The following is a 19,111-nucleotide window of genomic DNA, read 5'->3' on the forward strand; positions in this document are numbered from 1 at the left end:
GTGGAGCCGACGCGCGGCGCCGCCCACCCCCCGTGTCCCGCCCGCGCCGCCCGCCCCGCCGCGACCGCCGGACATCCACGTCCACGTCGACGTCCACCTGGACCCGTCGGCGTGGCTGCCCGTACCCGTCGAGCCCGAGCCCGGACCGCCCTGGTGGATCCGGGCCCGGCCCGGCTATCAGGCCGCGTGCATCCTGGCCGGCCTCCCGCTCACCGGCTGGTGGGACACGGCCCTGGTCACCTGCCGCGCCGAAGCGGGACTCGCCGCCGCGTGGGTCGTCGCCCTGGTCCCGCTCGCCGTCGTCGGCTACGCGGACAACGTCTACCGCGTGGCCGCCGCCGGCGCCGCCCCCGAACTCTGGGCGCCCCGGATCCGGGCGGCCGCCGCCCGGACGCTCCTCTGGGCGCTCACCCTCGCCACCGTCCTCGCCCTGCCCGTCACGACCGTCGTCTACCTCCTCACAGGAGTACGCCCGTGAGTACCATCGCCGCGGTCCTCCCCGCGAGCATGACCAGCACCACCCTGACCACTGCCGGGCTCGCCGTCGGTATCGGTCTCCTCGCCGTCGAGCACATCGCCTGGTGGCGCGGCGGAGGTGGCGGCGCAGCCGTCGCCGGCGGGAAGGGGAAAGGCGCACCGGTCGAGTCGGCCGGCAAGGCGCGCGACCCGCAGGCGCTCATCCCGTTCTGGTCCGGCCTGGCCTTCGGCACGCTGATGGTCGCCTGCCCCGCAGGCCTCCTCGGCTCGGCCGCCGGAGTCCTGCGCTGGGGCGGCAACGGCGTCGGCGGACTCGTCATGGACTGGATGACCGGCCAGCACGCGGCGCCCATCGCGTCCGCGTCCGCCCCGGCACTCAACGGAAGCGGCGCCCTGGTGGTGACCGTCCTGGTCTTCGTCCTGTTCGTGCTCCGTAAGAAGTTCGCCAAGGTCATCAAGGGCCGCTTCAAGAAGGGCGTGTTGGCGGGCGCGCTGCTCACGATCGGCACGGGACTCTTCGCGTACATCGGGAACATGGTCATCCCCGGCGCCAACAACCTGGGCGACATGATCATCCAAGGCGTCGTGCATGGCCAGGTGTTCGCATGACGACGTCCGAGTGGCTGCGCGACGCCGTACGCCGGATTACCCGCGGCTCCGACCGGCTGGTCTGGCTCATCGCTCGACGCATCGCCCGCCGACTCAGCACCTGCTGGCGGGCGATCACCAAGTGGCTGGGCGAGGCTTCCGGCATGGCCTGGCTCCTACGCCTCGGCCTGCTGATCCTCCTCGTCGTGATCGTCCGCAACATCGGCATGAGCATCGGCCGCGGGCTCCTCCGCCGCGCCGACGCTGCACGGTGGCTGCTCTGGCCGCTCCTCATCGCCTGGCTCATCGCCGCGTACCGGACCGGCCGCGAGGACTGGGAACCGAAGGCCGAGCCCCAGCAGCCCGTCGACGAGCCGGCGGAGACGGAGCAGCCGGCCGCGCCCGTGGGAGAGCTGCCGCGACTCCCTCCGCTGCCGTCCCTCGAAGACCTGCGCCTGGCCGTCACCGAGGTCGGCACTCCGCACGCCCACATCACCGCGCTCGCCACGGTCCTCGACACCACCCCCGACCGGGTCCGCGAGGCCCTGGCCGCGTGGGCGATCCCCGTCGAGCCCGTACGGATGCGTGGGCGGGGCTCCTCAACCGGGGTGAAGGGCGACCCTTTCCCTGCCCCTCTCCCCCCTGCTGAGACCCCTTCTAGATCTGTTGTTGCCGCAGGTCAGCCCGCCAACAACGACAACAACGGCCCGATCGTGGACCGTCGTGATTGGGGCATCACGATGACGGACCGCGCGGCACGCCAGCACCGGCCGCGCCGCTGACCCCCGGGTGCGGCCGCCATCCGCCAAGACCACGGCCGCACCCGGTTCCTATCCCGCCGACGAGACAGGACGCACAGCATGGCATTCCCGAAAATCAGCACCACCCCGGGTGGGCCGCACGCCGATTCGAAGCACGAGACCGTGTACAGCCCTTCACGCGGCGGTCACTACCCGAAGCAGCAGCAGCCCGCACCCGGGACACCGAAGCAGCAGGGCGGCAGGTGATGGCGCAGCGCAGGCAATGCGGTACCTGGTCCCAGCGCCACCCCTGCCTGACGCTCCTCGCGATTTTCGTCGCGATCGTCTGGGGCGTCAGCCTTGCGACCGGAACCATCGCCCGGCCGGGTGACGCCACGGAATTGACGCCGGATCAGCAGCACGACGCGGACATCCAGCAGGCCATCAGGGATGCGCCGCCGATCCCCCACTGACCCCGAACGGGGCCTGGTTGAGGCAATCCGCTCTCAACACCCCCTGCGTACCGATAGATTCGCCCACCCCCCACTAAATGCTCACATGATCCATTCGAGGGGAATTTGCATGTCCCAGCAGTACCCGAACCAGCCGCCGCAGCCCTACGGCTACCAGGCCCCGTCCCCGTACCAGCCTCCGCAGCCCCCGAAAAAGAAGAAGACCGGGAAGATCGTCGGGCTCGGCTGTCTCGGCGTCGTCGCGCTCGTCGCGATCATCGGGATCGCCGCAGCGGCCGGCGGTGGTGGGGGCGACAAGTCCGACACCAGCGTCTCCGCCCCGGACAGGGCAGCAGTTCCAGCGAAGGATGACGCGAAGGACGAGGCCAAGCCGAAGAAGGACCTCAGCCAGGCTGAAGAGTTCCAGGCGTTCGTCGCCAAGAACGGGACTGCTACGGAGAAGGCCGCCGCGAAGCACGTCACGAAGATCCAGGGTGCCGACAAGCGCAACGACATCTTGGACTCGGCCGACATTTACACCAACTACAGCGGCGGCATGATGGGCCCGCACCAGGGTGAGGGGAAGCTGTTGGCCTCTGCGTTCGCCGACTGGAAAGACTCGGACAACGGGTTGGTCACCGTGTACGACAAGAAGGGCGAGCTCCTCGCCAACGGCCAGTTCTGACCTATCCACATCCGGTCCCGTCGTGCACCTGCGCGGCGGGACCGGCCCACGAGAGGACGAACCCATGAGCAAGTCCCGGAGCTTCCCCCTGGCCGACGTGCTCAGCATCACCACCCGCCGCCTCCTGTCCCGCACCCGCATGGACGGAATGGGCGCCCTGCTCAACTACATGACGGGGCAGGACATCTTCAGCGAACAGGTCATCCCCGCTCACGAACTCCTTGTGGCCGGTGGTGCAGCGGCGTCCGTGCTTATCGAACAGCACCCCTTCCTGGCCGACCTGCAGCCGCCGACTGGACTCGACACCCCGGACCTCATGGCGTGGCTCATCGAGATCGAACGAGCCCATGGGGAACTGGTCACCGTGGTGCCGATCGCAGCGTGGAAGGCCCGCCACGTGGTCGCGTCGTTGAGCGATGTTGCGGTAGCCGCGACGTCGGCGGGCAACGCGTTCCGCGCGGTCGCTAAGGCCACGGAAACGGCCGAGGCGCGCGAGGTCGCCGATCACCCTGACCTGGCTGAATTGAACGTTCGGCTCGACGGCTACTACGACGGCTCAGCCTGACATCCGCGCGGCGCTGGCCCCTGTGCGGGAGTGACGGAACTTCGACGTCGATGGCACGCTGCGCGACGACCTCAACGCGGGCACGGTCGCCTTCATCCCGCGCCCCGAAACCCGCGCCCACATCGCCCGCCATGACCCGGCCCGCGTGCTGCGCGCGGAGGAGACGGCGCGAGCTTCCTCCTCGGATCATGCCGAGCCTGCACCGGGGGCAAGGACCCGCGCCACGGAACAGCCGACGCTGCTTCGACATTGCCTAGGACGCGTGCATGGTGAACTGAAATTTCTTGATCCTGCGGACGCCCGCGACTTCTCGGACGTATTCTGGTGTACCTCGGGTAACGCGCGGTGCGAGCCCGCCATGAGTGGCGCAGCTGGACCCAGACCAGCAGAGCACCCCGCGCGGTCATCCCGGGCCCGCCGTCCACCCGGCGGGTGTTGCAGCCCCGCCAGCCCCCACCCCGCCGGCGGGGCTGCAACTACGAAGGGCCAGCTCGGAAGCCGCATTCAACGGTCTCTATTCCAGGCGCCTACGACCGGTGGTTGGCGCCGTCAACGTCACCTCTCGCGACCGGGCAAGGAATTGGTATCGGACGCCTACTGTCGCAAGCCAGGCCGTGCGGTACGACGGCGCTGGGGCGGACGTACCTGCTTCGTGTTCATTGGCCAGCATTTCCATGATCCCGTTGCGCATGCCAACCAGCTGCTCCTGCATGTCGCTCGCAGCAATCGCCATCGCGTCAGGACCCAGAAGGTGGATCCGTTCCAACAGACGCTCCGCCGATAGTTGGAAGCTGTAAGACGCTCTAGAGATGCCGTGCGCCCAGGCTTCTTGCATAGATGGGTCTTCCGCGTCCTCTCCCTGCCACCAGTCATCCCAGCCAGCCACGAGTGCCCGCATGTCCTCGACGGCCCGCTCCCAGCCGTTCAGGAACTCGAGGTACGCCTGCTGACGCTGACCACGCAGCCACTGCCCGTGCTCGACCTGAGCCTGATCCCGGACCTGCCGTCTGCCGAGCAGCAGCCCGACGAAAAGTCCCGCAAAGCCGATGACTGCGGCGACAACTGTTCCCCACCCGTCCGTCATGAAGGCATCATCCTTTGCCGTCCCCGGGGTTGACCTCGAATGGTCCTCGAACGCAACGTCACAACCTAGTGACCGACACGCGAGGAACAGCCCTGCACCAGGACGATCGCCGCCATGAACATCGCACGTAACACCACGGCGGCCGCCGCCCTCCTGACCATCGCCTTATCCGCCGGCTGCAGCATCAGCCCCTCGGCCGATCCGGTCACGCCGCCGCCGACAGCTAGCCCTAGCGATGTCGCTGTGTCGAAGCAGCCCAGGCTCGCGCCGCAGAAACCCCGGACTGCTGCGGCCGACACCCTGCGCCGCAACACCCAGCACTACCGCGACGTACTTGCGGCTGGCCAAGCCGCCTGGGGCACGCCCCAGTTCGGAGCCTGGCAGCAGAAGACCCTCGCGGATCTGTCCTATCTCGCCGAGTTCACGAAGGCCGACAAGCACTTCACGGCCGCCGACGAGCCGGCGAGCATCACCGCCTGGCGCGAGGACGCCGCCGCCGCCGCGGACGCCATCAACCAGTGGGCCCAGACGAATACCCTGGACACCATCGACAAGTCATCGATGCCCAACCCCACCCAGGTCACGAAGGCGCTCACCAAGTGCGACAAGGACGCTGACGGAGTCGCCGCGGGCAAGTGAGGCGGTGGGTCCGCTCACGCTGCTGAGTGATCATCTAGAGCCACAATGGGCCTCACCACCCTCATGCACACCGGGAGGCCCCACATGCCTACTCCCACCCCCTGCCTCGGCCCCTGCAACACCACCTGGCGCCGCGCCGAGCGAGCCCTCACCCAGCACGGAACCGCACACGACGTCCCCGTCACCTGGGGCGACCCCGTCCACTGCCGAAGCTGCGTCGACCGGGCTGACCGTCACCTCTCCGAACTCCCGGAGCTGTTCGCGGCGATCACCCTGGAGGCCCTGTACGGGAGCCGGTCGCCGGCGACGTCGTCACTGCACTCGGCCCCGACGGATACGACGCCTTGGCCGGGCCAGTCGGCCCGGCTGCTGCTCGACCTGATCGTCGGCGGCATGGTCGAGCTGCGAGACGAGACGCTCCGACTCCGCGGACTCAGGGCCCCGGACGCCGCCGTGGACACTGAGCGCGAGGGCCCGCGCATCACCCACACCGTCCACGTCCTCCGCAGTCACTTGCCGTGGATCCTCGCGGACCATCCGCTCGCCCAGGAGTCCCACGAGGCACTTCGGGAGCCGGGACGTGCACCGGTCCAGTCCGGCAACCCGGCCGCGACGATCGCCCACTGGCACCGTATGGCCCTCCGCTACACGGCGCGCGACGAGCAGCGCCTGGTCGAGCGCCTCGCCCCCTGCAAACGGTGCCTCGGTCCGTGGCTCGCCGAGTCGCGGGACCTGCGCCTGGTCGACGACAGGCCGTTCATTGAGTGCCAGGATCCGGACTGCCGCGCGCTGCTCACGCAGGTCGAGTACGACGCGTGGGTGAAGGAGCTCACGCAGCGGGCCGGGGAGAAGGCTGACGCCACGCCGGGAGAAACCGCAGCTTGACGGCTTGCACGTCATGCATGATCCTGGCGACGGAGCAGTGTGCGCACTTCCAGAACGGCCCCGCTGAGCAGCGGGGCCGTTCTGCGTTCCCAGAAGTGCTGCGAAGGGAGTCGCCGCGATGGACCTTTCCGGAGACCTGACCACCACCCTGTGGACAGCCGAAGAGGCCGCCCAGGCCGCGGGCGTGAAGCCGAACGTCGTCCGGAACTGGAAGTACCGCGGTCACCTCAAGCAGACGTCCCGCAACCACCTCGGACAGCCGCTGTTCCGTGCGGTCGACGTCATCCGCGCAGAGAAGGCGACGCGCGAGCGTGCCCGGCGCGTCTACGCCCCTGCCTGACCCCCTGATCGCCCCTCTCGGCGCCCGCCCACGGGCGCAGAGCGGGGCTGTCCGTCGCCGGGTCACGCCGAGGGTCGTCGGCCGGGCGACGGGCGACCAACACGTCCGCTGTCCAGCCCGTGTAGCTGCCCGCCCCTGGGCGGGGTGATGGGCCGAGCAGCGGATCCCACAGACGAGGACGCCGCCGGCAGACGAAGTAGTCGTCCCAGCTGGCGCCAGCACCGGTTCAAATCCGGAACGGCGGCGCTCCTTGACCACCCAGGTGAGGCGGTGAGCTCTGGGTGCGTGAGCTCACGCAGACGATCCTGCTCAACGATCCGTCCGGACTGCCTGGCAACTGCCTGCAGACCGCAGTCGCTTGCGTACTCGACCTCGACCTCGAGGACGTCCCGCACTTCGCCGTGTACAAGGACTGGGCCCTGCGTCTCCAGATGTTCGGCCGGGAGCGCGGCTACCGCGTGCGATACATGCCGCCGCGCGCCGCCGTGGGCCTCGGCCTGGCCTTCGGCCCGTCGCTGCGCGGCACCACCCACGCAGTGGTCTGGGCCGGCGGACGTATGGCCTGGGACCCGCACCCGTCGCGCATCGGTCTGTCGGCCGTGACCGAGCTGGTCGCATTCGAGCTGGCCCTTCCGGCCAGCACCGCTACGCCCTGAGGAGCACCAATGTCCCAGCCCGACATCTTCTTCCCGGTGCCGTCGCCGTCGCCGAACCGCATCGTCGAGTACCGGGTCACGGCCAAGGACGCTGCCCAGGTCCGTGCCCGACGTGCTGGTGGTCCGGGCAACGAGGTCGCGGCTGGCGACGTGTTCCCCGCGGTCATCGTCCGCGTATGGGCCGAGGGCCCTGACGCCCCGTGCAACCTCCAGGTCCTCCTCGACGGCCCGGACACCCTGTGGGTCACCTCCCGTCACCGCGGTGACGACGACGGCACCTGGGCCTGGCCGCGCCGCACCAACTGATGGCAGCACTCCCCCACGTCATCGCAGTCGCCTGCCGCAGGTGCCAGGCGTCGATCGAGGTTCCTCTCAACCTGGGGCCGACGACGAGCACGTCGGCCGTGCTCGACCTGGACCTCAGCGCCCTGCGTGACCACTACCGCACCCACACCGAGGACCAGGAGCAGCAGATGGACACGACCCCGGACGCGCCCAAGGTCGGCAACATCGTCCACTACCGGTCGTACGGCACCCCCGGGGGCGAGTACCTGTCTGAGTGCCGGGACGCCCTTGTGATTGAGGTTCCCGACACGGCCACCACCAGGCCGTACGGCGGGTGTCCTAACGGCACGGGTGGTTTCTGGGAAGCAGATCTGGCGATCTTCACTCCGACCGGAGTCTTCTTCAATACCCGGTGCCAGAGCGGCGATGAGGGCGGTACGTGGCACTGGCCGGAGGGCGAAGCCTCGGGCAGCCCGGCCGTGCATCTGGAGCTGATCGGGGACGCAGACCGGCTCCAGGCATCTGTCGCCCTACTCGCCAAGTTCGTCTCGCGCGCGGCCAGGTAGGGCGGTTCAGGTATGGGTGGTCAGAAGCTCAACCGGCGGCAGCGGCGGGATCGGCGCCGGGCGGTGGTCGTGCAGGTCCTCGACGGGCCGACCAAGAAGCCGACATGTGGGCAGGCCAAGGCCGTTGCCCGCCGTCGGAAGCAAGCCTTGACCAGGAGCAGCAGCGTGCCGAAGAACAGCGCCGCCGACAAGCAGGCCGCACGCGAACGGCAGGCCGTCACCGGCGAGCCGTACACCCAGGCCCTGCAAGCCGTACGCGCCGAGCGCGCGAAGCTCCTGCCCTCACCCCCGGAGACGAACCATGCCAAGTAGCAGGGCCGAGCAGCCCACATCGACGGAGCTCCGCATGGTCGTCAGGCGTGTCGACGGCACCGTCCACGACCACGGCGTCGTCTCCGCCCAGTACAAGTCCCCTGGCCGCCAGCTCTGGTGGCAGCTGGTCGGCCGGCACCTCGCCGATCGCCGCATCGCACGATCGAACCGAAGGAGCTGAGCATGGGTGCTGTCGTCACTTTCAAGGGGCTGGAGATCATCGCGAGCCGGATGCGCGGCTCGACGCCGACGCAGGCCGAGCCGCTGAACATCAGCTGGGGCAACAACCCGGCGGCGCTCACCGCCGCGCAGAAGGACATCGCCCTGTTCAAGGAGGCCGCTGAGAGCCGCGTAGCTGGAACGAGTTCAATCGTCACCACGACGAACCCGAACGACACCTACCAGGTCGTGGGCACCTTTACCTCTGGCAGCGGTCAGACGATTGCCGAGGTCGCGCTGTCCGACTCCGCGTCGAAGCCGACCGCCGTCGACGCCGTCCAGACGTCCTCTACGGTCATCGGCTCGAACTCGGCAACGTCGCTGATCGTGGCCAATGGGGCGAACTTCGCGGTCAACCAGTACATCCAGATCCGCACCGAGGTCATGAAGATCACGGCGATCTCGACCAACACGCTGACCGTGACCCGCGCGCAGAACGGGACCACCGCGATCTCGACGATCGCGCTCAACGACGCGGTCACCGGCGGCAACATCCCCGGCGTCACCAACGTGACGAGCGGCTCGCTGTTCTTCCATGCCGATCACGGATCCCAGACCCTCGCCAACGGCGACCAGGTCAGCTACACGCTCACCACCAAGTTCTCGTAGCCCGCCGACAACCTGCTGGTCAACGCCCCTGCTGACGAGGTGAGGGGGGCCCGTGGCCACGCGGTTCTACTTCGCCAACGCGACGGCTCCGTACGTGCCGCCGACGATCCGCGGCGGCTTCGAAAAAACTACGGGTGCCGTGACCGGGCTCCTCGCAGGCCGGCCGACGGGAACAGCGACGACGATCGCGCAGGCGGTCGGCGCCACCACGAATCCGCTGGACGTCCTCTGGGGTCGGTGGATCTCCGCTCCAGCGGTCGCCGCAGGCACCATCAGCGGAAATATCGCCTGGATCACGGGCCGGGTTGAGAACAATGCCGGCCTCAACGCCAACGCATACGCGCACGTGTTCATCACCGCCGGCGACACCGACACCGTCCGAGGAACTCTCCTCGCGAATTACAACGGTGCGACTGAATTTACGACGACAGCCACCGGCAACGGCACTACGGGCTTGCCCGTCACGTCGACGGCGATTCAGGTGGGCGACCGGTTGGTGGTCGAGTTCGGCTACCGGGCGCTCGGGTCTGGCAGCACGGCCTACACGGCCACCATGAACTACGGCAACACGGGCGTCCCCGACCTCGCCGCTGGAGGGACTGGGGGCACGAGCGGGCCGACGGTCCTCCCGGGCTGGGTGGAGTTCACCAACGGGTCCGCTGACGGCCTGTTCGCGCCGCTCATCGAAGGGCTGATCGACAACTTCAACGGCTCCTTCGACGCCCCCAAGTGGGACAACTCCTACGGCACCCACACGCAGACCGGCGGCCGAGCAGTCATCGACTGCGACGCAGGCGTATACAGCGGGTACGGCAGCGTCGCGCAGTGGCAGCTGACCGAGAGCGCCGTCTACGTCCAAGTCCCCACTCTCCCGGCGGCGAGCACCAGCGCTGAGGCCTACAGCAACGTCATGGTGCTCAGCGGTATCGACGGGTCGTACATCGGAGTCCTGTTCAACCGGGTCACCAACAAGATCAGGTTCAGCAACAACACCGCGTATTTCGACGGCAGCGCTGTCGAGATCACGTACGACCCTGTCGCGCACCAGTGGGTCCGAATCCGGCACAGCGGGAACAGCGTCTTCTGGGACACCTCCCCAGACGGGACCACCTGGACGAACCGCAGGACCCTGACCACCGCCCCGTCATGGGTCAAATATCAGAACCTGACGTTCGCGATGGAGTGCCACCGGGACGTCGGCACCAACGACGTCGGCGAGTTCGACAACGTCAACACGGCAGGTAGCGCCCTGTTCACCGTCAGCGCGGCCGCCTCGCTGACGTTGGCCGGCGGGACCGGGCGGGCCAGCCAGCTACCCCGCGGCTCCACCGTGAGCGGAGGCGGCTCAACTCTGCGTCAGACGGCGCTCGCCCGCCAGTCGAACGTCTCCACCGTGGCCATGGCGCGGCGCCTCGCTGTGCTTACCGCCCTCGCGGTCGTCGTGACAGGTCTCGGGCTACGTCGAGCTTCGGTGCTGGCGCGCGCTGCGGCCGCCGCAATCTCCCCGGGCGCGCGGCGCAGCACCCTGCTCCAGGCGATGCCCGCCGTAGTGGTCGGGCTCGGCACGGCCCGCCGCGGCACGACACTGCTACCGCTCCCCGCCTCCGGATCGTCAACCGGCAATGTCGGGCGCCGCGCATCACTCCCCCGCACAGCCGCGGTCACCGGCGGGGCGTTCGCCTCGCAGGCCAGCCGGTTCCTCCGGCTCCTGGCCGCGTCGATCATGACGTCGACCAAGGTCACGCGGTCCCTGACCACCACGATGGCCGCTGCCTGCTCAGGCACGGGCCGCATCGGCCGGGCCCTCATCCTGGCCCGTACAGCATCCGTCACTCCGGCGGCCGCGACACGTCGCGCCACTCGGCTCTCCTGGTCGACGACCGTGACGACGACCGGTGAAGCCGTGCGATCGGCCGGCAGGATCTTGCTGCTCGCCGCCACGGTCGCGACGAGCAACACCGTCGCGCGCCTCAGCGTGTTGTCCCGAGGCACCGTCGTGCTGCTGACCGGCGGGACCGCGCGCCTCACCGCACTCCGACGATCCGCGCCCGCCTCGGGCACGGCGCAGGCCGCGCGCTCTGTCCTGCTGACCCGCTCGGCGCCGGTGACCACGACACCTGGCTCCGTTCGCGCCGCGCAGCTCGTGCGCGCGGCCGCCGCCACGGTGTCGGCCGCTGTAGGCCGCAGGATCGCTGTCACCCGCCCAGGGGCAGTCGGCGCCTCCGCCGCGTCCCAGCGCCGCATGGACGCCCACCTCGCGGGATCTGTGACCTTGGCCGGCGCTCTGCGACGGGCAGGATCCCTCGTACTCAGCGCCCATCCCGCTGTGGCCGGCTCGGTTGCCCGGGCAACCGCGGTGAGGCACTCGGTGTCGGTGTCGAGCGCGAGCTTCGTCGCCCGGGGCAATGCGTACTTCCGATCGCTGGACGCGGCCGTCTCCTCCTCCGCGAGCAGCACGCTGCAGTTGGCCCGAGGGATCCTCGTGACGGCTGTGGTCAGCGCTGCCCCGGTTGTATCCAGGGGCACGGCGCTGGTGTCGGGGGCTGCTGTGGCATCGGCGGCCGCCGCACGCCGAAGCACCCAGCTGGCCTTCCGCACGGCGACCAGCATCGGCAGCCTCTTGGCCCGTGCGGCGAGCATCAGCCGTACGGCGCCGTCCTCGACTACGGCCGCCACGGTTCGGAGCACCGCCCTCTCCCGGGCTGCCGTCGTCCTCAGCTCCGGTGGTGCCCGTCGGTGGCTCGCCCTTGGGCCGGTGGCTGCGGCCACCGCGGTGTCCGTACAGCTGACCCGACTGGGCGGCATCGCCCGAGCGAGCAGCATCACGCTTGTCGGCCGAACTGAGCGCGGCAGCCAGCTCCGCAGGGCCGCCGTTGCCCTGGCCGAGCCGGATGCCCGGCGCTCGCTGACCCAGACCCTGGTCGCCCAGGTGCTCATCGTGGCGGGGGCAGGGGTGAGCGGGGCGGCTCGCCTGGTCCTGGCCGCCACGGTGACCATCGGCGGGTTCGTGGGCCGCCGCGCCACCGTGCTCCTTCGGGGAACGGCGAGCGTCACGCCGACGGCGCGTCGCCGCATCGTGACCAGCCCCCTCCGGGCCGTGGCGAACGCGTTCGCCGGAGTGCGCTCCGGCCGGTACTACACCCGCGCGCTGGACGTGGCCGTCTCCCTGAGCCCGGCGCTCGCCTGGTTGTTCACGCCGGGCCATTTCCGCAACCTTGCCGTGAGCGTGCGGGGACCCTTCGTCCGCTGGTCCGCGCGAGCCACGGAGAGCCAGTGGGCGGCGCGGATCCGTAACGGCCGCTGGACGATCAGGAAGTAGGGCGCCGTGGAGAGCATTTCGTCTCTGTCCCTCGAATTCGTGCAGGCCGAGGTCACGGCAACAAGGCGCGGCGTCCCCTACAACCCGACCGACGACGTGGTGGCGTTCGCCTTCACTGCGATCGGCACCAGCCGCCCGGACACCTGGTACACGGGCGGCTGGGACGGCGACGACCCCATCCCCGGCACCCACTCCTACCGGGCGCAGGTCCTCGTCGGCCCGGCCGGCAGCGGCCCCGCGCTGGCCGTCGGCCGCTACCAAATGTGGATCCGAATCAGCGACTCCCCCGAGGTGCCCGTCCTTCCGGTCGGCCAGCTCGCCATCACCTGACCTGAGAGGACGTGCAGCGTGGCTACCCTCACCCCGCCGCCCAGCCCCACCGAACCGGGCCTCCCCGGACCGCCCACCAACGCCCCTTCCGACCCGACGCCCGTACCTACCTCACCGGAGGGCCCCGCAGCCCCGGTAGCCCCGAGCTGTGCCCTGTGCGGGGCGGACGCCGTGGTCCACTGGCAGCGCCGGCTGGACGATGTGGAGCTCGACTACGAAGTCGGGCTGGAGCGGCTGCGGCGTGCTGGGATTGCGGAGCTGGCCGACCCGCAGCTCCCGACGCCCACGTTCCCGCCGCTGCCCGGCAGCGACGACTTCGTACGGCCTGTCCACGCCTGCGCCGCCCACGCCATCACCCTGGACGCCGCCACCCAGATTCATCAGAGCCACTGCACCGCGCCCAACGAGGTGGACCTGACGGGCTGCGACTGCACGCCGGAGCCGCTTCCCCCGGCCGAGCCGCGCGCCGCAGCTCCGGCCCCCGTGGTGCTCCCCGATCACTGGATCGTCGGGGAGCTCTGATGCCGCCGACGAACCTCACCACCCCCACGCCCGAGCGGAAGTGCACGGCCACAGCTAAGCGGTCCGGCAAGCCGTGCCTTCGCTGGGCGCTCAAGGGCCAGAAGGTGTGCCGAGTCCACGGCGGCCGCGCCCCCCAGGCGCTCGCCGCCGCCGAGCGGCGCATCACCGAGACGAAGCTGATGGAGGACACCGAGCGCGCCCTCGCCAGGCTGAACGTCGCGCCGGTGGACAACCCGCTCACCGCGCTGTCTCAACTCGCCGGTCAGGTCCTCGCCTGGAAGGACGCGCTCGCCGACCGAGTCAACGACCTGAACGCCGTCCGGTTCACCGACGAAAAGGGCGCTGAGCAGCTCCGTTCCGAGGTCGCCCTGTACGAGCGGGCCATGGACCGGAGCGTGAACGTCCTCGGCGTCATCGGCCGCCTGAAGATCGATGAGCGGCTGGCGGCCATCAGCGAGGCACAGGCCAAGGCCGTGATCGCCGCGATCGAAGCCGCTCTGGCTCACGCCGGGGTGACCGGGCGCGCGGCCGTCGAGGCGAAACAGATCGCCGCCCGCCACCTGCGGGCGGTGTAGCCGAGCGAGGTAGCCATGGATGCTCTCGCGCTCGCAGCCGACATGCTCGACGAGGCCGGCGAGCGAGAGATCCAGTCCGAGGAGTACGCCACCTCGCCCGGCAAGTGGGCGGACGCCAAGCTCGGGACGTTCCTGTGGTCCAAGCAGATCGAGATCGCCGACAGCGTCCGAGATCACCGCCTCACAGCCGTCCACTCCTGCCACGGCTCTGGGAAAAGCTTCAACGCGGCGCAGCTCGTGTGCTGGTGGCTGGATACCCACCCGCCAGGTGAGGCCCGCGTCGTCACCACGGCGCCGACCGGCGACCAGGTCCGCGCCATCCTCTGGTCCGAGATCAACGGAGCCTTCGGCCGGGCGGAGGCGCGCGGTAACCCCTTTATGGGGCGGATCAACGAGACGGACTGGAAGCTCGGGAAGCGGCTGATTGCGTTCGGCCGCAAGCCGTCCGACTACAACCCGCACGCGTTCCAGGGCATCCACGCCAAGTACGTCCTGGTGATCCTCGACGAGGCGTGCGGCGTGAACAAGCAGTTCTGGACGGCCGCGATGTCGATCGCGACCGGCGAGCACTGCCGGATCCTCGCCATCGGCAACCCAGACGACCCCAGCAGCCAGTTCGCGAAGAACTGCGGGCCCGACTCGCGCTGGAACGTCATCCACATCAGCGCCTTCGACACCCCGAACTTCACCGATGAGGAAGTGCCGGACGAGATCCGGCCGATGCTCGTCAGCCAGGACTACGTCGACGACATGCTCGCCGAGTTCGGCGAGGAATCGCCGACCTACATCTCCAAGGTCAAGGGCGAGTTCCCGTCCGACGCCGAGGACGGTGTCGTACGGCTGTCGAAGGTGCGCGCCTGCCACGCGCCGCGTGAGTCGACGCTTCCGCCGGAGCGCCAGATGCCGATCGAGTTCGGCATCGACATGGGCGGTGGCGGCGATGAAACCGTGGTGCGGGAGCGCCGCGGCATGGTCGTCGGCCGGGAGTGGAAGTTCCGGGAGAAGGACCCGGTACTCGCCACGACGAAAATCCTGGGATACATCCAGCTCGCCCGCCCCGCCACGGTGAAGATCGACTCGATCGGCATCGGCTGGGGCATCGCCGGCAGCCTCCGGGAGAAGGGGCTCCAGGGGCTGCACAGCGCCCAGATCGTCCCGGTCAACGTGTCCGAGGCATCGACCGAGCCGGACCGGTTCCTGCGGCTGCGGTCACAGATCTGGTGGCAGATCGGCCGCCAGCTCTCCGAGGACCAGGGCTGGGACCTGTCCGAGCTCGAGGAGATGGACCGGGAGCGTCTCGTCTCGCAGCTCACCGCGCCCAAGTACATCCTCGACGCGTCCGGCCGGGTCGTCGTGGAGCCGAAGGCCGAGACGATCAAACGCCTCGGCCGATCACCGGACAACGCCGACGCGCTCTTGTTGGCCTTCTACACACCGGCCGGTGGCTCTGAAGAGGCCCTGGACTGGCTGAAGGACTACGCCGCCGCCTGACCCCATCCACGGGAGCTCCGCATGCGTACGCCGACGCGGCGGGCACCCGCCCGCACAGCTCGCACCACGACCGCGAGGGGGTGACCGTGGCCAAGCGCTCCCGTGCCCGCCGTGGATCCGACATCCGCAAGGCCGTCAGCCCCACCGCCGGCGCCGCCGCGGTGTTCACCCCGGACCAGGTCGCCGCGCTGCTGAGCACGGTCGTCGCGGGACGCCAGGTCACCGGAGTCTCGGCGCCGTTGCCGCGGGTTGACCCGCAGGTGGCGTTCGGCCCGGGCATGCCGCTGATCCCGTCGGCGATCGATCCGCTGCGCCCGGACTCCGGCCGGCCCGAGCCCCGCTTCAACGAGTACCCGGTCTCCTCCAACCTGCCCGGGGTCAGTGACCGGTTGGTGCCGTGGAAGGTCCTCCGGGACGCGGCCGACGCCGGCGGCCTCGCGCGCCGGTGCATCGAGATCCGCAAGGCCGAGGTCGCGGGGCTGGAGTGGACGATCACGCTCACCAAGGGCGCGATCGAGGCCGCGCAGGCCGGCACCGACCAGCCCCGGCACGAGGTCGACCAGGCCCTCCGGCAGAAGCTCAGTAGCGAGATCTCCCGGTGCATGGCCTTCTGGGAGAAGCCGGACCGCGGGCAGGGCGAGAACTTCTCGGAGTGGCTGGGCAAGGCGCTCGAGGAGCACCTGGTCCTCGACGCCCTCTCGATCTACCCCCGGCGGACCTACAGCGGCGACCTGTACGCCCTGGAGATCATCGACGGGTCGACGATCAAGCCGTTGAGGGACTACCGCGGTGGTCGGCCTCTGCCGCCCAACCCCGCGTATCAGCAGCTGCTCTGGGGATTCCCGCGCGGGGAGTTCGTGGCCGACGCCGACGAAAACGGCGACGTCTTCAACGGGTACCTCTCGGACCAGTTCGTCTACAAGCGGCGCAACGTACGGGCGCACACCCTGTACGGGTACAGCGCGGTCGAGCAGGCCCTGGAGGACATCGACACCTGGCTCCGCCGCCGGCAGTGGATCCGCGCGGAGTACACGGAGGGCACTGTCCCGGCCGGTCTGTTGCGGTCGTCGGCGGCCAACCAGTGGACGCCCGCCCAGCTCAAGGAATACGAGGTCTACCTCAACGACGCGTACGCGGGCTCAACGGCTGCCCGGCATCGGCTCCGCGTCCTTCCGCCGGGCATGGAACTGGAGACGCAGCCCGACGTCGCCGAGAGGTACCGCCCGGAGTACGACCTGTTCTTGATCAAGCTCATCGCGTCGCACTTCGACACGACGATGGCGGAGTTGGGCTTCACCGAGCAGGGCGGCCTGGGCAGTACGGGCTGGCACGAGGGCCAGGCCGACGTCCAGCAGCGCAAGGGCACACTGCCGACGCTGCGATGGTTCCAGGAGCTGATCACCGACATCTCCCGCCTCCACCTGCGCATGGCGCCCGAGCTCGAATTCCGGTTCCTCGGCCTGGAGGAGGAGGACGCCGGCGCGGCAGACGAGGTCGCCGGAAACCGCATCCGCTCGGCCCGGATCACGCTCAACGAGGACCGGGACCAGCAGGGGATGCCGCGGTACGACTTCCCCGAAGCGGACATGCCGATGGTGCAGACCACCTCGGGTGTCATCTTCCTGAAGGGGGCCTCTGATAACGCCTTGGCCGGCGCCCTGGTGATGCCGCCCAAGGCGGAGGACCAGGAGGAGGCCAAGGACGCCGCGGCTGCCCCGGCCGCCGCGCGCTCGGCCGCTGGGGCCGACGACACCGACGAGGACGAGGACGAGGACGTGGACTCGGGCCGTGCTACCGCGGTGAAGGCCGAGCTGGGTGCATACCGCCGGTGGGCACGCAAGAACCCCTCACCCGCGCGGCCCTTCCGATTCTCGCTGGTCACCAAGGCCGACGCACCCGACCTGGGCCTGATGAATCACGATCACGTCCTTTTCGCTGGTGGTGATGCGACCCCAAAAGCGCGGGAGCCTGACAGCGTCCGGGACTGGCCCGGCTGGGGCCCGGACATCAAGGCCGTCGCGTACTGGAAGCCTCGGCTGATCAAGGCGATGCGCGCGGCAGCTGACACCCGGGCACTTGCCGAACGGTGGATTGCCCAGCGGGGCATCGCGGTCAAGGCTGACGAACCGGATCTCGGCGGGGTCGAGCGCTCCGGCGGTGATCAGGCCCGCATCACGCCCGCCGACGACGCGTCAGGGTGGCTCGCCGCGCAGGACCTGCGGCTCATCGACGCCTTGGTGATCATCCGAGACATGCAGACCGATGGGTTCATCATCGGCGAGCGGTCAGCCGGCGCCGTGCTGGCCGGTCACTCGACAGTCGACTGGGACAACTGGAAGCCAGGCGACCCCGACGCGGCCCGGCTGGTCGCGTCGAACGGCGCCACCAACGGCCTCCAACAGCTCCTGGACGACGCCGGCGTCACCATCCGCTCGGTAGCCGCCACGCGCATGGATCACCTCGCCAACGCCCTCTCAGACGCCCTGGCACGCGGCGACAGCGCAGACACCCTCGGCCGCACCCTGCGGGGCGTCCTCACCGATCCGGCCTGGGCCGAGCGCGTCGCCGTCACGGAAATCTCCCGCGCCGTCTCGACAGCGTCGCTCAACACCTACCGGCTCAACGGCATCACCCAGAAGAGCTGGCTGACGGCCGTCGACGACCGGGTGTGCGCGGTCTGCATGACCAACTCGGAGGCCGGGGCGATTCCGATCAACCAGGCGTTCAACAGCGGCGACATGATCCCGCCCGGCCACCCGAGTTGCTTCCCGGCTGGAGTGATGGTGGCGGGATCACCTGTCGTCGCGACGACCGCTCGCCGTTACGAAGGGGACCTTCTCACCATCGTCCTCGCGGGCGGCCAAGAAGTACCCGTCACCCCGAATCACCCAGTGCTGACGCCCGATGGCTGGGTGCCCGCGGGTGATCTGAATAAGGGTCGCGAGGTGCTGCGCGCAGCGGACGTTGAGCGGGTAGCGAGTGCCATCTACCCAGACGATTGCCAGGCTGTATCCCGCATCGAGGACGTGACGGGAGCGCTCGGCGAATCGGGCGCGGTGAGTACCGAACTCATGCCACTTGCCGCCGAAGATTTCCACGGCGACGGTGCCGGAGACGACCAGGTCAAGGTTGTACGTGTCGAGCGGAACGCCGAACTCGACTTCGTACCCGAAGCCGGTCAGGAGGGAACCGAGCTCCGATTCCAGCGGGCTGCAAACCCTGCCCCTTCGAGTGAGGGCGCGTTCGACCTTCGACTCGACGGTGCCAGAGGTACCTCGGGAAGCGGCGTGCGCTGCGTCGAGCATCCGTCGGCGCTCAGTTTCGTTGGCCCGCTGCCATCGCAGCGTCATCGCGGTGGAACGGTCGCGGGGATCGATGCCAGCCTCGCCAAGCATCCGGTTGACGGTGCCACGGGTAAGGCCGTGCTTGGACGCGAGCGCTTTGACCGAGATGCCTTCGAGGTAGCTGCCGATAAGGCCATCAGGGACGGCCCGGCGACGAGCCTCGGTACGCGTCCGACGCGTGACACCACGATCGATAAGACGCTGACGAAAGGTCTCGATGCCGATGCCGCAGAGGGAAGCGCACTCGCTCAGAGTCTTGCCGGCCTGGTAACTCGCGATCGCGTCATCGAGGTTCGCCGGATCAGCAATTGGTCTGGGCATGTCTACAACCTCGAAACCGTGGATGGCTGGTACTTCGCAAACGGAATCATCGCACATAACTGCCGGTGTACTCCGTACCCGGAGACCGGCGCCAGCTGACCACCCAC

22 protein-coding genes are annotated in these 19,111 nt (G+C 69.4%); 21 read left to right on the forward strand and 1 reads right to left on the reverse strand.

Going from position 1 to position 19,111, the window contains the following annotated elements:
- The 7 genes from HY68_RS43390 to HY68_RS01555 all read left to right on the forward strand — a co-directional run.
- Positions 1 to 478: hypothetical protein (locus tag HY68_RS43390; RefSeq protein ID WP_198533188.1), on the forward strand; the 478-nt coding region annotated here is incomplete at its 5' end.
- Positions 475 to 1,086 carry a hypothetical protein gene (locus tag HY68_RS01535; RefSeq protein WP_052456987.1) on the forward strand — a complete coding sequence of 204 codons (612 nt, stop codon included), beginning with the start codon at positions 475 to 477 and terminating at the stop codon, positions 1,084 to 1,086. The genes HY68_RS43390 and HY68_RS01535, both read left to right, overlap by 4 nt.
- Positions 1,083 to 1,847, forward strand: coding sequence for a hypothetical protein (locus HY68_RS01540; protein WP_041983627.1), 765 nt, complete (start codon positions 1,083 to 1,085; stop codon positions 1,845 to 1,847). The genes HY68_RS01535 and HY68_RS01540 overlap by 4 nt, the downstream gene beginning before the upstream one ends.
- 78 nt (positions 1,848 to 1,925) lie before the next feature.
- Positions 1,926 to 2,072: a hypothetical protein gene (locus HY68_RS42540; protein ID WP_157874266.1), complete on the forward strand. Its 147-nt coding sequence runs from the start codon at positions 1,926 to 1,928 to the stop codon at positions 2,070 to 2,072.
- Positions 2,072 to 2,278 carry a hypothetical protein gene (locus tag HY68_RS01545; RefSeq protein WP_157874267.1) on the forward strand — a complete coding sequence of 69 codons (207 nt, stop codon included), beginning with the start codon at positions 2,072 to 2,074 and terminating at the stop codon, positions 2,276 to 2,278. The genes HY68_RS42540 and HY68_RS01545 overlap by 1 nt, the downstream gene beginning before the upstream one ends.
- Before the next feature lie 109 nt (positions 2,279 to 2,387).
- A complete protein-coding gene (locus HY68_RS01550; RefSeq protein ID WP_241778450.1) occupies positions 2,388 to 2,942 on the forward strand; it encodes a hypothetical protein in 555 nt (184 codons plus the stop codon).
- 64 nt (positions 2,943 to 3,006) lie between these two features.
- Entirely contained in the window at positions 3,007 to 3,507 is a 501-nt protein-coding gene (locus HY68_RS01555) for a hypothetical protein (RefSeq protein WP_041983631.1), read from the forward strand.
- A gap of 514 nt (positions 3,508 to 4,021) precedes the next feature.
- Here the strand turns inward: HY68_RS01555 and HY68_RS01560 are convergent.
- Positions 4,022 to 4,591, reverse strand: coding sequence for a hypothetical protein (locus HY68_RS01560; RefSeq protein WP_041983633.1), 570 nt, complete (start codon positions 4,589 to 4,591; stop codon positions 4,022 to 4,024).
- A gap of 114 nt (positions 4,592 to 4,705) precedes the next feature.
- Here HY68_RS01560 and HY68_RS01565 point away from each other — a divergent pair, with 114 nt between their 5' ends.
- From HY68_RS01565 to HY68_RS01625, 14 genes are all read left to right on the forward strand, one after another.
- Entirely contained in the window at positions 4,706 to 5,230 is a 525-nt protein-coding gene (locus HY68_RS01565; protein WP_157874268.1) for a hypothetical protein, read from the forward strand.
- 84 nt (positions 5,231 to 5,314) lie between these two features.
- On the forward strand, positions 5,315 to 6,115 hold the full coding sequence (locus HY68_RS01570; protein WP_157874269.1) for a hypothetical protein: 801 nt from the start codon (positions 5,315 to 5,317) through the stop codon (positions 6,113 to 6,115).
- A 118-nt stretch (positions 6,116 to 6,233) separates the two neighbouring features.
- Positions 6,234 to 6,455 (forward strand): hypothetical protein, encoded by a 222-nt coding sequence (locus HY68_RS01575; RefSeq protein ID WP_041983639.1) that lies wholly within the window; start codon positions 6,234 to 6,236, stop codon positions 6,453 to 6,455.
- Between the two features lie 281 nt (positions 6,456 to 6,736).
- Entirely contained in the window at positions 6,737 to 7,111 is a 375-nt protein-coding gene (locus HY68_RS01580) for a hypothetical protein (RefSeq protein ID WP_041983641.1), read from the forward strand.
- A 9-nt stretch (positions 7,112 to 7,120) separates the two neighbouring features.
- On the forward strand, positions 7,121 to 7,417 hold the full coding sequence (locus HY68_RS01585; RefSeq protein WP_041983643.1) for a hypothetical protein: 297 nt from the start codon (positions 7,121 to 7,123) through the stop codon (positions 7,415 to 7,417).
- Positions 7,417 to 7,962 carry a hypothetical protein gene (locus HY68_RS41770; RefSeq protein ID WP_041983645.1) on the forward strand — a complete coding sequence of 182 codons (546 nt, stop codon included), beginning with the start codon at positions 7,417 to 7,419 and terminating at the stop codon, positions 7,960 to 7,962. The genes HY68_RS01585 and HY68_RS41770 overlap by 1 nt, the downstream gene beginning before the upstream one ends.
- A gap of 165 nt (positions 7,963 to 8,127) precedes the next feature.
- On the forward strand, positions 8,128 to 8,274 hold the full coding sequence (locus tag HY68_RS42545; RefSeq protein WP_157874270.1) for a hypothetical protein: 147 nt from the start codon (positions 8,128 to 8,130) through the stop codon (positions 8,272 to 8,274).
- Positions 8,275 to 8,391: 117 nt separating this feature from the next.
- A complete protein-coding gene (locus HY68_RS01595; RefSeq protein WP_206742976.1) occupies positions 8,392 to 9,102 on the forward strand; it encodes a hypothetical protein in 711 nt (236 codons plus the stop codon).
- A gap of 52 nt (positions 9,103 to 9,154) precedes the next feature.
- Positions 9,155 to 12,421, forward strand: a complete 3,267-nt coding sequence (locus HY68_RS01600) for a hypothetical protein (protein WP_041983649.1) — start codon at positions 9,155 to 9,157, stop codon at positions 12,419 to 12,421.
- Positions 12,422 to 12,427: 6 nt separating this feature from the next.
- On the forward strand, positions 12,428 to 12,751 hold the full coding sequence (locus HY68_RS01605; protein ID WP_041983651.1) for a hypothetical protein: 324 nt from the start codon (positions 12,428 to 12,430) through the stop codon (positions 12,749 to 12,751).
- Between the two features lie 18 nt (positions 12,752 to 12,769).
- Positions 12,770 to 13,273: a hypothetical protein gene (locus HY68_RS01610; protein ID WP_157874272.1), complete on the forward strand. Its 504-nt coding sequence runs from the start codon at positions 12,770 to 12,772 to the stop codon at positions 13,271 to 13,273.
- Positions 13,273 to 13,848, forward strand: coding sequence for an HGGxSTG domain-containing protein (locus HY68_RS01615; RefSeq protein ID WP_052456989.1), 576 nt, complete (start codon positions 13,273 to 13,275; stop codon positions 13,846 to 13,848). Before HY68_RS01610 ends, HY68_RS01615 begins: the two co-directional genes overlap by 1 nt.
- A 15-nt stretch (positions 13,849 to 13,863) precedes the next feature.
- Positions 13,864 to 15,339 carry a hypothetical protein gene (locus tag HY68_RS01620; protein ID WP_041983653.1) on the forward strand — a complete coding sequence of 492 codons (1,476 nt, stop codon included), beginning with the start codon at positions 13,864 to 13,866 and terminating at the stop codon, positions 15,337 to 15,339.
- A gap of 161 nt (positions 15,340 to 15,500) precedes the next feature.
- Entirely contained in the window at positions 15,501 to 19,103 is a 3,603-nt protein-coding gene (locus tag HY68_RS01625; protein ID WP_198533190.1) for a phage head morphogenesis protein, read from the forward strand.
- The last annotated feature ends 8 nt before the right edge of the window (positions 19,104 to 19,111 follow it).

Source organism: Streptomyces sp. AcH 505, from assembly GCF_000818175.1.
GTDB lineage: Bacteria > Actinomycetota > Actinomycetes > Streptomycetales > Streptomycetaceae > Streptomyces.

What these genes read in the sequence shown, in the direction of transcription:
- HY68_RS01540 (WP_041983627.1), top strand. Translation starts at nt 1,083, where the DNA reads ATGACGACGTCCGAGTGGCTGCGCGACGCCGTACGCCGGATTACCCGC.
- HY68_RS42540 (WP_157874266.1), top strand. Translation starts at nt 1,926, where the DNA reads ATGGCATTCCCGAAAATCAGCACCACCCCGGGTGGGCCGCACGCCGAT.
- HY68_RS01545 (WP_157874267.1), top strand. Translation starts at nt 2,072, where the DNA reads ATGGCGCAGCGCAGGCAATGCGGTACCTGGTCCCAGCGCCACCCCTGC.
- HY68_RS01550 (WP_241778450.1), top strand. Translation starts at nt 2,388, where the DNA reads ATGTCCCAGCAGTACCCGAACCAGCCGCCGCAGCCCTACGGCTACCAG.
- HY68_RS01555 (WP_041983631.1), top strand. Translation starts at nt 3,007, where the DNA reads ATGAGCAAGTCCCGGAGCTTCCCCCTGGCCGACGTGCTCAGCATCACC.
- HY68_RS01560 (WP_041983633.1), bottom strand. Translation starts at nt 4,591, where the DNA reads ATGACGGACGGGTGGGGAACAGTTGTCGCCGCAGTCATCGGCTTTGCG.
- HY68_RS01565 (WP_157874268.1), top strand. Translation starts at nt 4,706, where the DNA reads ATGAACATCGCACGTAACACCACGGCGGCCGCCGCCCTCCTGACCATC.
- HY68_RS01570 (WP_157874269.1), top strand. Translation starts at nt 5,315, where the DNA reads ATGCCTACTCCCACCCCCTGCCTCGGCCCCTGCAACACCACCTGGCGC.
- HY68_RS01575 (WP_041983639.1), top strand. Translation starts at nt 6,234, where the DNA reads ATGGACCTTTCCGGAGACCTGACCACCACCCTGTGGACAGCCGAAGAG.
- HY68_RS01585 (WP_041983643.1), top strand. Translation starts at nt 7,121, where the DNA reads ATGTCCCAGCCCGACATCTTCTTCCCGGTGCCGTCGCCGTCGCCGAAC.
- HY68_RS41770 (WP_041983645.1), top strand. Translation starts at nt 7,417, where the DNA reads ATGGCAGCACTCCCCCACGTCATCGCAGTCGCCTGCCGCAGGTGCCAG.
- HY68_RS01615 (WP_052456989.1), top strand. Translation starts at nt 13,273, where the DNA reads ATGCCGCCGACGAACCTCACCACCCCCACGCCCGAGCGGAAGTGCACG.
- HY68_RS01620 (WP_041983653.1), top strand. Translation starts at nt 13,864, where the DNA reads ATGGATGCTCTCGCGCTCGCAGCCGACATGCTCGACGAGGCCGGCGAG.